Here is a 14688-nt window from a genome sequence, read left to right as displayed (position 1 = left end):
CCGCAGACCGGGCCGTGCCGAAGGGGGGTGCGCCGCGTGAACACCGAGACGTTCGGGCAGACGTTCGCGCCGACACTGGACTGGAGCCGGGAATGGCTCAACTCGGGGATCTGGGTGTTGACGGCGTTCGTGGTGACGGCGCTGTGCCTGGCGGTGGTCCTCGTCGCGCTGGGCCGTTTCACCGAGTGGGGTCGGCAGTTCTGGCGGGTCACGGGCGGGTATTTCACCGGTCGCGCCAGCGTCGGGGTGTGGGCGTGTGTGGCTCTTCTCCTGCTGCTGGTGATCGTGTCGGTCCGCATCAACGTGCTGCTGACCTACTACGTCAACGATCTGTTCACCGCGCTGCAGATCGCGTTCTCCTCGGGGCCGGACCGGTCCAGCGGGATCGCCGGGTTCTGGGCCACGATGGTGATCTTCGCCGTACTGGCCGGCTGCTACATCGTGCGTCTGCTGCTCGACATGTACGTCACCCAGCGGTTCATCATGCGGTGGCGAATCTGGTTGAGCAGGAACTTCATCGACGGCTGGCTGGGCGATCTGGCGTACTACCGGGCGCAGTTCGGCGCCCGGCCGATCGACAATCCCGATCAGCGCATCCAGCAGGACGTCGACGTGTTCACCACCGGGGTCGGCGGGGACACCAACAATCCGATCTTCACCTCGGGCAACACGTTGCTGTTCGGCGCCGTCGAAGCGGTGCTGTCGGTGTTGTCGTTCGGGGTGATCCTGTGGCAGCTGTCCGAGCCGCTGACTGTGGGCGGGGTGACGCTGCAGCGTGCCCTGTTCTGGATCGTGCTGGTGTACGTGCTGGTGGCGACCGTCGTCGCGTTCGCGATCGGGCGGCCGCTGATCCGGCTCAGCTATCTGAACGAAATGCGCAACGCCGCATTTCGGTACGCCCTGGTGCGCGTGCGCGAAGGCGGCGCCGCGATCGGGCTCTATCGGGGCGAGGCCGCGGAGCGCACGGTGCTGAGCCGGCGTCTGGACGCGGTGATGGAGAACTACCGGCACTGGCTGAACCGGATGATGCTGTTCTTCGGCTGGAACGTGTCGATGAGCCAGGCGATCAATCCCCTGCCGTGGCTGGTGCAGGCGCAGGGGCTGTTCGCGCAGCGGATCTCGTTCGGCGGGGTGTGGCAGTCGTCGAACGCCTTCGCCGCGATCCATGACAACCTGTCGTTCTTCCGCAACGCCTATGACCAGTTCGCGAGCTATCGGGCGGCGATCATCCGGCTCGACGGTCTGGCCGACCAGAACGTACGGGCGGGCCGGTTCACGCCGGTGCGCCCGTCGGACTCCCTTGACGGCCGCCTCGAGGTGTCGGGGGTCGCGGTGCGCCGGCCCGACGGCAGTCCTCTGCTGCATCCGCTCGACGTCGAGCTCGCACCCGGCGAGTCACTCGTCGTCACGGGCCCGTCGGGCATCGGGAAGTCGCTGTTGATGGCGAGCCTGGCCGGGGTGTGGCCGTACGCCTCGGGCGAGGTCCGGCTGCCCGGGGGGTGCGATGCGGTGATGTTCGTCCCACAGCTGCCCTATCTGCCGCTGGGCGACCTGCGCACGGCGGTGGCCTATCCGCACCCGCCGGAGACCTACGACGACGCCGCGATGCAGTCGGCGCTGCGCGATGTGGCGTTGCCGCACTTGATGATCCGCCTCGCCGAGGCCCAGGACTGGGCCAAGACGCTCTCGGTGGGCGAACAGCAGCGGATCGTCTTCGCCCGGGCGCTGCTGGCAGAGCCGAGCGCGGTGTTCCTCGACGAGTCCACCTCGGCGCTGGACGAGGGCCTGGAGGAGATGCTGTACCGCCTCCTGCGTGAGCGGCTGCCCGACACGATCGTGGTCAGCGTGAGCCATCGCGCCACGGTGCACCCGCTGCACGACCGCCGGCTCTCGCTCGTCGGCGACGGCGAATGGCGGCTGGAGCGACTCGCGTCTTCTGGTTGACGCCTCCGCGACGCCGCGGGCAGGTTGGCGCGGTACCTTGCCCGCATGGAGGATTTGTTCGTCCCGACGCTGGACTGGGGCAGCGAACTGTGGACCTCGCTGGTGTGGGTCGGCAAGGCGTGGATCATCGCCGCGGTCGCGACGCTGGTGGTGCTGCTGCTGATCGGGCGGTTCACCAACTGGGGTCGACAGTTCTGGCGGATCTCGGGTGGCTACTTCACCGGGCGCGACAGCATCAAGGTCTGGTTGTTCCTGGCCGTGCTGCTCGCGTCGGTGATGATCAACGTGCGCCTCGACGTGCTGTTCACCTATCAGAGCAATGACCTGCTGACCAGCTTCCAGGTGGTGGTGCAGGGCCTGACCTCGGGCAACGACGAGGTCAGGCAGTCCGGCATCGACGGGTTCTGGTCGACGATCCTCATCTTCAGCATCCTGGCGGCGCTGTCGATCACCCAGCTGCTGTTGGACATGTATCTGTTCCAGCGGTTCTGCCTGCGGTGGCGCGCCTGGCTGACCGACCGCCTGACCGGTGACTGGTTGACCGGCCGCGCGTACTACCGAGCCCGGTTCATCGACGAGACCATCGACAACCCGGATCAGCGCATCCAGTCCGACATCGACATCTTCACCGCGACCAACGGCCCGCAGCCCAACCTGCCGTACTACGGCTCGAGCAACTCGCTGCTGTTCGGGGCGATCTCGGCAGTCGTCTCGGTGATTTCGTTCACCGCGATCCTGTGGAATCTGTCGGGACCCCTGACCCTCGCGGGAATCACGCTGCCGCACGCCATCTTCTGGATCGCGATCGGCTACGTGCTGTTCGCCACGATCATCGCGTTCTGGATCGGCCGCCCGATCATCGGGCTGTCGTTCCTCAACGAGAAGTACAACGCGGCGTTCCGGTACGCGCTGGTGCGGCTGCGCGACGCGTCGGAGGCGGTGGCGTTCTACCGCGGTGAGGTCGCCGAGCGCACGGGGCTGCGCAAGCTGTTCGCCCCCGTTGTCACCAACTACCGGAGGTACGTGAACCGGTCCCTGCGGTTCAACGGCTGGAACTGGTCGATGGGTCAGCTCATCGTGCCGCTGCCCTACCTGGTGCAGTTCCCGCGGTTCGCTTCCGGTGAGATCCCGCTCGGCGCGCTGAACCAGTCGGCGTCGGCGTTCGGCGCCATCCAGGGTGGCCTGTCGTTCTTCCGCAACGCCTATGACCTGTTCGCCGGCTACCGCGCCGCGATCATCCGTCTCGACGGCCTGGTCACCGCCGACGAGCAGGGCCGCGCGCTGCCGCATCTCGACGTCGCCGACTGCACCGGCCAGAACGTCACGCTGGAGAAGGTCGAGGTGCGTACCCCCGACGGCAAGCAGCTGCTCGACCCGGTGGATCTGCGTCTGGAGCCCGGTGAGTGCCTGATGATCACCGGCAAATCCGGGAGCGGCAAGACCACGCTGCTGCGCAGCCTGGCGCAGTTGTGGCCCTTCACGTCGGGCCGGTTGACCTACCCGATCAACGAGAACGAGACGATGTTCCTGTCGCAGATGCCCTATGTCCCGCTGGGTGACCTGCGCGCCGTGGTGTCCTATCCGAACAAAGAGGGCACGATCGGTGACGACGCCGTGGTCGAGGCACTGCGCAAGGTCGCGCTGCCGCATCTGATCGAGCGGCTCGACGAGGTGCAGGACTGGGCGAAGGTGCTCTCCCCCGGCGAGCAGCAGCGGATCGCGTTCGCCCGCATCCTGTTGACCCGGCCCAAGGCCGTGTTCCTCGACGAGTCGACCTCGGCGCTCGACGAGGGCCTGGAGTTGACGATGTACGAGCTGGTGCGCACCGAGCTCCCCGCCACGATCCTGGTCAGCGTGAGCCACCGCAGCAGCCTGCAGCGCCACCACACCCGGGAGCTGAAGCTGTTGGGCGGCGGCGCATGGGAGCTCGGCGTGATCGGCGGAGAGCCCGTTCGAGTCTGAGGGCTCTAGACGATGGCCGCCGCCGCGCGTGCGGCGGCGTGCCTGCCCGCGCGGCGGCCGAAGAAGGATCCTTCGCCCAGCTGGGTTCCGCTGGCATAGCCCCTGCCGTCCTGGGCGATGTTCGACGCGCAGGCCCCGGCGGCGTACAGGCCTTCGATCGCGCTGTCGTCCTCCCGCAGCACCTCGCCGTCGATCGAGACCTTCAACCCGCCCATCGTGAAACCGGAGTACATCGCCCTGCCCAGGGACAGGTCGAACGCGGCCCACGGGCCCGTGTCCTGGGCGGCGACGTAGTCGGGCTGCTTGTGGAAGTCAGGGTCCTCACCGCGGGCGGCCCCCGCGTTGTAGCGGTCCAGCGTGGCGGCCAGGTTCCCGGCCGGGATGCCGAGCGCCTCCTCCATCTCGGCGACGGTCTCCCAGCCGTCGATGAACTTGATCAGCGGCATCTCGGGCATCTGCATGTGCGCCTCGTCGACGATCAGGTACGCCACCTGGTCGGGCTGGTCGAGGACGAACGCCGACGTCCGGGCGTGGTAGGAGTCCTCGGCGACGAACCGCTGGCCGTCGGCGTTGACGATGACGCCGGTGAGCAGGATCTCGGGTGGGTAGGCCGCGGCGGTGATGAACAACTGGTCCATGTGGGTGGCGACGCCGCCGGCCGAGACGCCGAGCGCGATGGCCAGACCGTCGTCGTTGGGGTTGCCCAGGATGTAGGGGGCGACGGTGCCGTGGTGTTTGGTCTTGCGTTCGGCGCCCAGCGCAGGCGTGTACTCGGCGACGAGCTCGGCGTTCATCGCGAATCCGCCGGCCGCGATGACGACGGACGCGGCCTTGATGTGGCCGGTGTCGCCGAAGTGCTTCCACGCCACCCCGGCCACCGCGCCGTCGTCGTCGAGCACCAGCGCGGTGGCCCCGGTCTCGTAGCGGAACTGCACGCCCAGTTCCTCCGCGCGGGCGACCAGCAGGTCGATCACCATCCCGGCGCCGCCGAGTTCGCCGGGCACCGGGACCGAGTGTCCGCGTGGCGCCGGGACGGCCTGCTCGCAGAACGGCCACACCTTCTCGTTGCCGGTGTAGGACAGCCCCTCGGTGCCGGGCGGTACGACGACCTTGCCGGGGTAATAGCTGCGCTCGAACTGGAAGCCGAGGGCCTCCAGCCAGTCGAAGTGCTCGACGCTGCCGTCGCAGTAGGCGCGGATCTTGTCGTGTTCGGGGTCGCGCGACTGCGAGACCAGGTACTTGTACATCTCCTCGGCAGAATCCGGGTGACCGGTGGCCTGTTGTACCGCGGTGCCGCCGCCGAGGTAGAAGTGGCCGCCGGCCATCGACGTGGTGCCACCGGCGGCGGCTGCCTTCTCCAGCACGAGGACCCGCGCGCCGGATGCGGCGGCGCTGACGGCGGCGCAGCCACCGGCGATGCCGAAGCCGATGACGACGACGTCGGCCTCATCGGACCAGGAGGTGACGTCGGCGGCCTTGACGGTGTCGGGGGTGGGCAAGCTCACTTCTGCTCCTGTTTGATGTGGTCGAAGAATGCGGCGAGTTCAGTTGGTATGTAGGCGATTTCGAGGTAGGGCACGCCGGCGCCGGGCGCTGTGAGATAGGCGAACCGCATGCCGGCCATCGTGCCGGCCATCGCGACCGGGGTGCCGTCGCGTTCGGCGGCGTCGACCGCCGCGTCGAACGACTCGAGGTCGGGTGCGGCGCGGCACACATGGTGCAGGCCGGGTCCGCTGCGGTCGAGGAATTCGGTGTAGATGCTCTGCCCGCGCACCGGTGCGATCACCTCGAGCTGGATGTCTCCGGCATAGCTCAGCGCGACGTCGGCCACATGGTCGGCCGGCTGCCCGCGGTAGGTGCAGGTGTCCGGGCCGAAGTGCACGCCCGGCATGCGCACCCAGGTGCGGGCCCCCATCAGTGCCGTCAGTGCCGCCTCGGTCGCGTCGAGGTCGCGCGTCACCCAGGCAATCTGGACAGGTGTCTGGTCAAGCATCGAGTCGAGAATATCGTTCGCCGTCCACGCGTGCTAGAACGTGTTCTATTTTTGCCTCGGCTCCCCGGAATAGCCGCCGCGAGTCCGGCGTTGCGCGACGGGTTCGACACGACACATTCTCGAGGAGGCACGATGCGGATCGGAATCATCGGAGCAGGTCTGATCGGTGGGACGCTGACCCGACGCCTGAGCGAGCTCGGCCACGAGGTCAGCATGGCGAACTCGCGCTCGCCGGACACACTCGCCGACCTGGCGAACGAGACGGGGGCCACGGCGGTGTGGGCCCGCGAGGTTGCGGCCGACGCCGATCTGGTGATCATCAGCATTCCCCAGAAGAACGTTCCGGATCTCGCCGACGGCATCGTCGACGCGCGCAAGCCGGGCGCTCCGGTGATCGAGACCAACAACTACTACCCGCAGCAGCGCGACGGTGAGATCGCGGCGATCGAAGACGGTCAGGTCGAAAGCGCGTGGGTGGCAGAGCAGATCGGCGCACCCGTGTTCAAGGTGTTCAACGGCATCTGGTGGAAGCATCTGCTCGAGAGCGGAAAGCCCCGCGGCGCGGCCGATCGGATCGCGCTGCCGGTCGCCGGTGACGACGGCCCCGGTCGCGATCTCGTGCACGACGTCGTCGACCAGTTGGGCTTCGACCCGGTCCATGCCGGGCCGATCGCCGAGTCGTGGCGCCAGCAACCGGGATCCCCGGTGTACGGCAAGGATTTCGACGTCGAGAAGACCGTGCAGGCGTTGGCCGAGGCCTCGCCCGAACGAACCGCGGAGTGGACCGCCCGCTAACGGGATCCCCGACCGCCGCGATAGTCCTGACATGCGCATCCCGGCCGTCTCCGACGTCTCCGCTGCCGCCACTGCCGTCGTCCTGGGCGTCGCCGGCCTCCTGGCCGGCGCGGCGCCCGCACAGGCTGCACCGCCCGAGGTCGACCTGACTGCCTATCCGGCGGTCGACCCGGCGCCGTATCAGGTGTTCGGCGCACATCCGAGCACTTCGGGGTGGATCTTCGAGACGCCGGGGGGCGTGCGCTGCCAGGACAGCCTGATCCCCGATCTCGGAATCGTCTGCTCCGGCCCGCTGGCGGGCACGGACGCGACGATGGTCTCGGTGTCGCTGACCCACGAGGCGATGTTCACCGAATCCGACATGCCCGAGTCGGGGCCGGAGTCTGCCCCTCCTGTGCTGCCGGTCGGTTCGCGGTTCGATGCCGGCAACGGCGTGGTGTGCGCAGTCCCCACCGTCGACACGTTGGCCTGCCACGCGGCCAAGCCGGCCTCCTGGCCGGCCGACACCGTGGATCCGCCGGACCGCCACTACGGCGAACACGGCTTCGTCACGTCGCCGGACGGCAGCGGCGGTTACTGAGCCAGCATCTCGGTGAGCAGTCGCACCTGGGCGTCGAATACCAACCCGGGGTCGGTCAGCGTGTCGGCGCCGTACTGGCCGAACACCTCCAAGCTCACGGCGCCGACAAGCGCAGCCCAGAGCACGAAGCACCGGGCAAGGGTGCCGTCGTCGAGGGTGATCCCGAACTCGGCTTTCAGCCTGTCGAAATCTGCTGAGAGTTGCTGCGGCACAGGAATATCGGATTCGCGGAGTGCGCCGGCGGTGACGGCGGTGTCGACGATGCCGAACAGCGTGCCGATCACCCGCGTCCCGGGCCCGACGGTGCGTTCCGCGGGGGCGTGATAGCCGGGCACCGGGCTGCCGTAGAGCAGCGCCCAGCGCGCAGGTTGGTCGCGCGCCCATGTTCGCGCCGCATGGGCGACAGCGGACAGCTGGCTGTGCCAGTCGGGCTCGGCGGCACGGTGCGCGTCGTCGACGGCGTCGGCGAGCTCGGTGTAGGCGTCGATCAGCAACAGCGTGAGCAGCTCGTCGCGGCTGGCGACATAGCGGTAGACCGCCGAGGAGACCATGCCCAGATCGCGGGCGATCGCCCGGAGCGACAGCCCCGCGGCGCCTTCGGTGACGAGATGGCGCCGGCCGATCTCGATGATCTGCCGCTCGATGCGCGCTCTGCCGTCCTGACGTGTGCCCACGGCGATCAGTCTGACATATCCGAGAGCACTGCTCTTGCATTCCCGGTGACGTCGTGCCACAGTTGCGAGAGCAGTGCTCTCGTTTCACCTACCGAGGAGATCAGACCATGACCGACCACTCCATCGCCCGCTACGACGTTCCGGGCCCCGCCGCACGCCTGTTCAACACCGCGATCCGGTGGCTCGCCGAGCGCGGGGTCAGCATCCAGGGCAGCACCGCTCTGCGGGTGCGGGGACGCACGAGCGGTGTGGCGCGCCAGGTCGTGATCAATCTGCTGACCGTCGACGGCAGGGACTACCTCGTCTCCCCGCGCGGCAACACCCAGTGGGCGCGCAATGTCCGCGCCGCGGGCACTGTCGAGACCGGATCCCGCCGGCGCTCGCGGCGGCGCACCGCGGTCGAGCTCGCCGATGACGCGAAGCCCGCTGTGCTCCGGCCGTATGTCGACCGGTGGTACTGGCAGGTCAAGGGGCACATCGGAGGCTTGACGCCGACGTCGACCGACGAGCAGCTGCGCGCCGTGGCGCCATCGATTCCGGTGTTCGTGCTCTCGGATTAGGGCTGGGCGGAGACCGGCGTGATCTCGGCGGAGGCGGCCGAGATGGTGTCCGCGCGGGCCTCGGAGCTCGCGGTCTGCCAGGAGACGGCGGCCGGGTAGGTGCCCCACGTGCTGTTGAACACTCCGATCAGCACGGTGCGGCCGTCGGCAGTGGTGGTGTACACGGGTCCGCCGGAGTCGCCCTTGCGGCTGACCACGCCATTGGCCATCGTGAACCAGCCGTTGTTGACCGCCTCGACGGTGCCGCAGCTCTCCCCCGTCACGACGCCGAAGTGACACACCGGCATTCCGGCGACGGGCACCACCGCGGGATCGGTGACCAGCGCCTTGCCGCTGGGCAGCACGTTGTTGACGGTGGCCGTCGGCAGCAGATGGATCACCTCCCAGTCGGCGATCTGATGGTTGGTGTCGACGGTCATGCCGTCCGGGGTGTTGTCCCGGTAGGAGCCCTGGGTGCCGATCACGGTGCCCGTCTTGTCGGTGACGGTGCCCGATGCGCGGCAGTGCCCTGCGGTGAACGCGGTACGGGTGGTGGGGTCGACGTACCCGAGTGTGCACAGCACAGAGTCCTGGTGGATCTCCATGCCGGGGTAGACGAGTGGGTCGGGCTGGGCGCCGGCGGGCACCGCGGGAATCACCACCGCCAGCAGGGCGAGAACAGCGGCTGACATGCCAAAAGACATGCGGTGGCGCGACGACGAGCGGTTCTGCAGTCGGTTGAGCACGGCCCCTCCACTCTCCCCGGGTGAGTTCTCGGCGACCGCCGTGCTCACAGTGGGGAGGTGATTACCCCCGTGCGCCGACGGTGTAACTGGCTCATCGCAGGTCGATAACGGCGCGTTACACGCGGACGGGCCGGTACAGGAGGGGCCAGGAGGGGTGAGCCGTCAGGAATCGAAGCCGAGGCCCACCGCGTCGAGCGTGCGAAGCAGTAGGTTGCGGCGCCCGCCGTTGTGGTCGGCGCGGTCCAGTGACCAGCGGGTGGCCTGGATCCCGGCACTGGCGAGCGGTTCGGGCGGGAACGGCAGCGGCTTCCTGCGCACCATCTCGAGACGGGTGCGGGGCGTGGAGAGACCGTCGAGCAGGTCCAGGCACACGTCCGCGGCGAAGCGGGCCGCCCCGACGCCGAGCCCGGTGAACCCGTTGACGTAGGCGACGCGGCCGTCGCGCGCGGTCCCCCAGTGCGCGCAGAAGCGCGTGTTCGTGTCGATCGCGCCCGCCCATCGGTGGGTGAAGCGGACATCGTCGAGAGCGGGGAACGTGACGAAGAAGTGCGCTGCGAGCCGGCGGTAACTCTCGGCGCGATCCTCGTAGCTCGACTTCACCTTGCGGCCGAAGTGGTACACCGCGTTGTAACCACCCCACACGATCCGGTTGTCCATCGTCAGGCGGTAGTAGTGGAACTGGTTGGCCGAGTCGCCGATCCCCTGCCGGTGCCGCCACCCGATGCGGTCGAGCTGAGCGTCGGTGAGCGGCTCGGTGGCCAGCACGTAGTCGTAGACCGGCACGGTGTGGAGCCGGTTTCGGCGCAGCAGACTCGGAAAGACGTTGGTGGCCAACACGATCTGTCGGCATGTCAGGGCGGGGCCGTCGGTGTCGACGCGCAGCGCCGCCCCGCCGGAATGGATGCGGCGTGCCGTGGTGTGCTCGAAGATCTCCACACCGGCCTCCCGGCAGGCGCGCGCGAGTTCGAGTGCCAGCTTCCCCGGGTTGACGATCGCGCAGTCCTCGCTGCTGTAGAGGCCGGCCAGATAGGTCGGGGAGGCCACCTCGGCGCGCACCGCCTCGGTGTCGAGGAACTTGCCGTGATTGTCGGCGGCCGCCTCGGTGAGCCACTCCACCTGGTGGGGTTCGGTGGCCACCGTCATCATCCCGGTGCGCTGCCACTCGGTGTCGAGGCCCAGTTCGGCGATCTCGGCCTGCATGCCGTCGAGGTTCTCGATGCCGAGGGCCTCGAGCGTGTCGATCTCGTCGGGCCAGCGCGACTTCCCGTTGTCGTAGCCGTGGGTCAGGCTCGCCTCGACGAAACCGCCGTTGCGGCCCGAGGCGGCCCACCCGATGCGGTCGGCTTCGATGAGGACGACCCGGCGGTCCGGGTGGCGGCGCGCGGCATGCAGTGCACTCCACAGCCCGGTGTAGCCGCCGCCGACCACCAGCAGGTCGGCGGTCAGCGGGCCCGACAGGACCGGGTGGTCCGGGCGGTCGACGGAGCCGGGGTCCAACCAGACCGAGCCCAGCGTGCTGCCGGCCAGGGACCGGTCCACCAGGGCGGAGTCGACGGGGGCATCGAAGACGGTGTGCACACCGCGAAGACTACGGGTTGACATGGGCGCCGGCGACGGGCTCGGCCTTCCCGATCGGTCGCCCGGCCGGCTGCCAGCCGGGCGGGCCCACGATGTAGCCGAGCTTGTCGCGCAGCCGCCGCGCCGAGCGGACGTCGCGACCGATCGCGGCGTATTCGCGGGTCTGCAGCCGCCAGATGTTGAAGGTGTGCACCGGCTTGGTGAGTCCGTAGCGCGGCCGGAACACCTCGGGTTGGAAGGTGCCGAACAGTCGGTCCCAGATGATCAGGATGCCGCCGTAGTTGCGGTCCAGATAGAGCTGGTCCATGCCGTGGTGCACACGGTGATGCGATGGGGTGTTGAACAGGAATTCGATGGGTCGCGCCAGGGTGCCGATCCGCTCGGTGTGGATCCAGAACTGGTAGACGAGGCTGACCGAGAAGCTGAAGAAGACCATCCACGGCGGAATTCCCAACAGCGGCAACGGTAGCCACATCACGATCTCGCCGCTGTTGTTCCATTTCTGCCGCAGCGCCGTCGCGAAGTTGAAGTACTCGCTGGAGTGGTGCGCCTGGTGGGTGGCCCAGATCAGCCGAACGCGGTGCGCCGTGCGGTGGTAGGCGTAGAACAGCAGGTCGACCCCGAGGATCGCGATCACCCAGGTGTACCACTGCGTCGGCGAGAAGTGCCACGGCGCCAGATAGGTGTAGATCGCGGCGTATCCCAGAAGGGCCAGGAATTTCCAGGCGCCCATGGTCGCGACCGACACCAGTCCCATCGAGATGCTCGCCCACGCGTCGCGGGTCAGGTAGGCGCCGGTGCCTGGCCGATCTTGTGAATCCTGTTCTGCCACAACATGTTCGAGCTTCCGAGCGGCGACCCATTCGATGACGAGCAGCAGCAGGAAGAACGGGATCGCGAACAGCACCGGGTCCCGCATCGCGGGTGGCAGCACGGTGAGGAACTCCGCTGATGCCATTGCCGTCTCCTACCGGAAGCTCAGCACGTCGTCGCCCCACGCTCGGCGCACCGGCGCATCGAGATCGTCGACCACGCTGTCGTACCGATCGATGACCAGGGTGGCGCGGGCGTCGTCGTAGGGGCGCCAGTGCGGTGCGGCCGCCGGGGTGCCCGGCACGCCGTCGCGGGCGAAGCTGGTCCAGCGGGCACGCATGCGCCGGGACACCTCGGTGCCGGCCGCGCGGCCCCCGAGCGCGAACATCGGATCCTTGCGCCCCGAACCGAGATTTCCCCACACGAACGGCAATTCGGTGGCGTGCGCGGCGGCCATCCGCACCGCGCGCAGCATCGGGGTGGCGAAGTCGAAGCGGTACAGGTACACGGGCGCGGTGGCGCGGTGCCCGTCGGCGAACCAGATCGACGGCATCCGGAAACCGAGGTCGCTGGCGAGGCCCAGCCCCTTGCCCGCCCGTCGTCCCTGATACATGCCCTCGAGCTGCGCCCGCTCGGGCAGTGTCAGTTCTGGTTGTTCGGCGGCGATCTGGGCGAACATCGCTTGGATCGCTTCGGCCTTGATCGGCAGCAACGGCAACTTCATGTAGCGGAACAGCGCCGCTTCGTTCCGGTTGGTGCCGATGATCAGCGGCACCGGGTGTGTCTGACCGTTCTGTGCCAGCCGGATCGGGTAGTCCGGCACGAGGTCGCGGTCGACGATCGGCGCGAAGGCGAGCCTGCCCGGGGTGCGCACCGGCACCTCGTTGAACACGGTGCGCGACGCCTCCACGATCGCCCCGATGGGCAGCTGGGCGAGCCGGGACAGCTCGTCGCGGCCGACCCCGACGACGTCGAGGAACCGGGCCGCGATGCGGCCGGCCTGTTCGATGTCGTAGGAGGACGTGACGGGAGAGCTCTGTGCGATCGCGGCGTGGAACAGCCCCTTGGCCGCGGGCGCGCCCAGCAGCGTGGTCACCACACCGCCGCCGGCGGACTCGCCGAACAGCGTCACCCGGCCGGGATCTCCGCCGAACGCGGCGATGTTGTGGCGCACCCAGTGCAGGGCGGCGAGCACATCGCGCAGTCCGACGTTGGTGGCGAACCGTTCGGATTCGGCGCCGAGCGCGGCGAGTTCGAGGAAGCCCAGCGCACCGAGGCGGTAGTTGATGGTGACCACGATGACGTCACCGTCGGCAGCGAGCCGCCGGCCGCGATAGAGCGGCTGGCTGGCCGCACCGAGGAGATAGGCACCGCCGTGCACCCACACCATCACCGGCTTGCCCGCGCCGGGTTCGGTGCCCGACGGGGCCCAGACGTTGAGGGTGAGGAAGTCCTCGCCCTGGGGAGCGCCGAGCGGGAGCGGAATGCGCGGGTCGGTCGGCTGCGGGCAGGCCGGCCCGACGCGGGAGGCGTCGCGCGGCTCGGTCCAGGCACTGGGCGGCACCGGCGCGCGCCATCGCAGGTCGCCGACGGGCGGGGCGGCGTACGGAACGGCCCGCCACGACGCGACCGTGCCGTCGTCGACGCCGCGGACCGGCCCGTAGGCGGTGTCCACCACCGGATGACCGCCGGCGTTGCCACGGGTCTCCTCGAAGCGGGGTTCCGCGGTCATCTCAGTAGATCTCCTTCGATCGAAGGGCCGGCACGCCCGGCACGTCCCCGGTACGCCACTGTACCAGCGCAGGTCCGGCTCACCGCCGGGCTTTTCCGGCCAGCACCCTGCCCAGGGCGAGCAGGCTGAGCCCGGCCACCACGACGATGAGCAGCCCGACCCGCAGCCCGGCGGCGTCGGCGACGACGCCGACGAGCAGGGGGGCGCCGAGGAAGCCGACCCGCATCAGCCAGGTCAGGATCGTCAGACCGGTACCGGCGCGCAGCCCGGGGAGTTCGTCGGCGGCGCGCATCGCCGCCGGCACCGCCGTGGCCACACCCAACCCGGCCGCGGCGAACCCGGCGATGGTGCCCGGCACCGACGGGAACGCCAGCGCGGCAGCCATCCCGGCCGCGGTGATCACCCCGCCTGTCCGCACCACGGCACATTCGCCGAACCGGTCGACGAGACGGTCGCCGACCAAGCGTCCGATGCACATCGATCCGACCAGGGCGATGTAACCGAACGCGGCCACCGAACCCGAGGCACCCAGGCTGTCCCGTAGGTACAGCGTCGACCACGAGCTTCCGGCGTCTTCGACGGTGGCGCCCGCGATCGCGATGCCGATCAGTGCCAGCAGCACGAGGTAGACCGCGGTGCCGGCCGAGATGCCGCTGCCGTCCCGGGTGGGGTGGTCATCGTGGTCGGGACCATGCAGCAGGAACGGGTACGCGGCGGCGGCCACCACGCCGAACAGCACCGCCGAGAGGCCGAGGTGCAGCGTCCGAGGCAGGTGCACCGCGATGGCGCCGGCGGCCATCAACCCGCCGAGCATCGCACCCACCGCCCAGACGGCGTGCAGCGAGTTGATGATCGAGCGACCGTATTGCCGTTGCAGGCGTAGGGCGTTCACGTTCTGCGCCACGTCGGTGATCGCGTCGGCGGCACCGGCGACGAAGAGGGCCGCGGCGAGTGTGACGGCGCTCGGCGCGGCGGCGGCCGCGAGGATGAACACGGCGAGGATCAACGTCGTCGCCAGGTTCACGCGGGCGGACTGGAAGCGCCGGATCAGCGCCGCGGCGGCGGGACCGGCGATCAGGGCACCCGCCGAGAACGAGGCCACCGCGCCGCCCAGCATCGCGTTCGACAGCCCCAGATCGGTCTTGACCTCGGGCAGCCGCGGCAGCAGGTTGGCGAAGATCGCGCCGTTGGTGAGGAAGACGGCGCCGATCGCGATCCGGGCCCGCCGGTCGCGCGCCTGGCCGCCGTCGAGCGGGTGGGGCGCCATGATGCGTGCGACCCTACCGTCGCGCCGGACGGTCGCTGCGACGGCGCGGCCACGGGACGGCAAGA

The 14688-nt window shown here is 69.2% G+C and carries 13 protein-coding genes; 5 read left to right on the top strand and 8 right to left on the bottom strand.

The features are described from left to right. Positions 1-36: 36 nt before the first annotated feature. Both ACZ50N_RS13100 and ACZ50N_RS13095 read left to right on the top strand, forming a co-directional pair. Complete coding sequence (locus tag ACZ50N_RS13100) at positions 37-1944, top strand: ABC transporter ATP-binding protein/permease (protein ID WP_048424491.1); 1908 nt, start codon at positions 37-39, stop codon at positions 1942-1944. Positions 1945-1989: 45 nt separating this feature from the next. After that, positions 1990-3906, top strand: coding sequence for an ABC transporter ATP-binding protein/permease (locus ACZ50N_RS13095; protein WP_464475555.1), 1917 nt, complete (start codon positions 1990-1992; stop codon positions 3904-3906). 5 nt (positions 3907-3911) lie between these two features. Here the strand turns inward: ACZ50N_RS13095 and ACZ50N_RS13090 are convergent, their stop codons facing one another. Together ACZ50N_RS13090 and ACZ50N_RS13085 are read right to left on the bottom strand one after the other, a co-directional pair. Further along, complete coding sequence (locus ACZ50N_RS13090; RefSeq protein WP_073684729.1) at positions 3912-5411, bottom strand: FAD-binding protein; 1500 nt, start codon at positions 5409-5411, stop codon at positions 3912-3914. Continuing rightward, positions 5408-5899 (bottom strand): VOC family protein, encoded by a 492-nt coding sequence (locus tag ACZ50N_RS13085; protein WP_133414010.1) that lies wholly within the window; start codon positions 5897-5899, stop codon positions 5408-5410. The genes ACZ50N_RS13090 and ACZ50N_RS13085 overlap by 4 nt, the downstream gene beginning before the upstream one ends. Before the next feature lie 132 nt (positions 5900-6031). On the opposite strand from ACZ50N_RS13085, the gene ACZ50N_RS13080 reads away from it, so the two are divergent. Next, positions 6032-6694 carry an NADPH-dependent F420 reductase gene (locus ACZ50N_RS13080; protein WP_464475554.1) on the top strand — a complete coding sequence of 221 codons (663 nt, stop codon included), beginning with the start codon at positions 6032-6034 and terminating at the stop codon, positions 6692-6694. 145 nt (positions 6695-6839) lie between these two features. Next, positions 6840-7274, top strand: coding sequence for a hypothetical protein (locus tag ACZ50N_RS13075; RefSeq protein ID WP_464475632.1), 435 nt, complete (start codon positions 6840-6842; stop codon positions 7272-7274). Here the strand turns inward: ACZ50N_RS13075 and ACZ50N_RS13070 are convergent. Further along, positions 7268-7948: a TetR/AcrR family transcriptional regulator gene (locus ACZ50N_RS13070; protein ID WP_464475553.1), complete on the bottom strand. Its 681-nt coding sequence runs from the start codon at positions 7946-7948 to the stop codon at positions 7268-7270. The two genes, ACZ50N_RS13075 and ACZ50N_RS13070, sit on opposite strands and share 7 nt — an antisense overlap. A 107-nt stretch (positions 7949-8055) precedes the next feature. Here ACZ50N_RS13070 and ACZ50N_RS13065 point away from each other — a divergent pair, with 107 nt between their 5' ends. Continuing rightward, positions 8056-8508 (top strand): nitroreductase/quinone reductase family protein, encoded by a 453-nt coding sequence (locus ACZ50N_RS13065; RefSeq protein WP_464475552.1) that lies wholly within the window; start codon positions 8056-8058, stop codon positions 8506-8508. Here ACZ50N_RS13065 and ACZ50N_RS13060 read toward each other — a convergent pair. From ACZ50N_RS13060 to ACZ50N_RS13040, 5 genes are all read right to left on the bottom strand, one after another. Next, entirely contained in the window at positions 8505-9179 is a 675-nt protein-coding gene (locus ACZ50N_RS13060) for an Rv1815 family serine proteinase (protein WP_172835707.1), read from the bottom strand. The two genes, ACZ50N_RS13065 and ACZ50N_RS13060, sit on opposite strands and share 4 nt — an antisense overlap. A 216-nt stretch (positions 9180-9395) precedes the next feature. Then, entirely contained in the window at positions 9396-10811 is a 1416-nt protein-coding gene (locus ACZ50N_RS13055; RefSeq protein WP_464475551.1) for an NAD(P)/FAD-dependent oxidoreductase, read from the bottom strand. 10 nt (positions 10812-10821) lie between these two features. Further along, positions 10822-11769, bottom strand: coding sequence for a sterol desaturase family protein (locus ACZ50N_RS13050; protein WP_464475550.1), 948 nt, complete (start codon positions 11767-11769; stop codon positions 10822-10824). 9 nt (positions 11770-11778) lie between these two features. Further along, complete coding sequence (locus ACZ50N_RS13045; RefSeq protein ID WP_464475549.1) at positions 11779-13356, bottom strand: carboxylesterase/lipase family protein; 1578 nt, start codon at positions 13354-13356, stop codon at positions 11779-11781. Positions 13357-13435: 79 nt separating this feature from the next. Further along, the gene (locus ACZ50N_RS13040; protein ID WP_464475631.1) at positions 13436-14623 is read right to left on the bottom strand and encodes an MFS transporter; all 1188 of its coding nucleotides are present in this window, start codon (positions 14621-14623) and stop codon (positions 13436-13438) included. Between the last annotated feature and the right edge of the window lie 65 nt (positions 14624-14688).

It is taken from the genome of Mycolicibacterium obuense (assembly GCF_055397605.1).
The sequence above is the reverse complement of the archived record's forward strand: the minus strand, read 5'-3'. Positions and strand labels throughout refer to the sequence as shown.

Bases quoted from the DNA above. Each gene is read 5' to 3' on its own strand.
- ACZ50N_RS13095 (WP_464475555.1), top strand. From the start codon at position 1,990: ATGGAGGATTTGTTCGTCCCGACGCTGGACTGGGGCAGCGAACTGTGG.
- ACZ50N_RS13085 (WP_133414010.1), bottom strand. From the start codon at position 5,899: ATGCTTGACCAGACACCTGTCCAGATTGCCTGGGTGACGCGCGACCTC.
- ACZ50N_RS13080 (WP_464475554.1), top strand. From the start codon at position 6,032: ATGCGGATCGGAATCATCGGAGCAGGTCTGATCGGTGGGACGCTGACC.
- ACZ50N_RS13065 (WP_464475552.1), top strand. From the start codon at position 8,056: ATGACCGACCACTCCATCGCCCGCTACGACGTTCCGGGCCCCGCCGCA.
- ACZ50N_RS13060 (WP_172835707.1), bottom strand. From the start codon at position 9,179: ATGTCAGCCGCTGTTCTCGCCCTGCTGGCGGTGGTGATTCCCGCGGTG.
- ACZ50N_RS13050 (WP_464475550.1), bottom strand. From the start codon at position 11,769: ATGGCATCAGCGGAGTTCCTCACCGTGCTGCCACCCGCGATGCGGGAC.
- ACZ50N_RS13045 (WP_464475549.1), bottom strand. From the start codon at position 13,356: ATGACCGCGGAACCCCGCTTCGAGGAGACCCGTGGCAACGCCGGCGGT.
- ACZ50N_RS13040 (WP_464475631.1), bottom strand. From the start codon at position 14,623: ATGGCGCCCCACCCGCTCGACGGCGGCCAGGCGCGCGACCGGCGGGCC.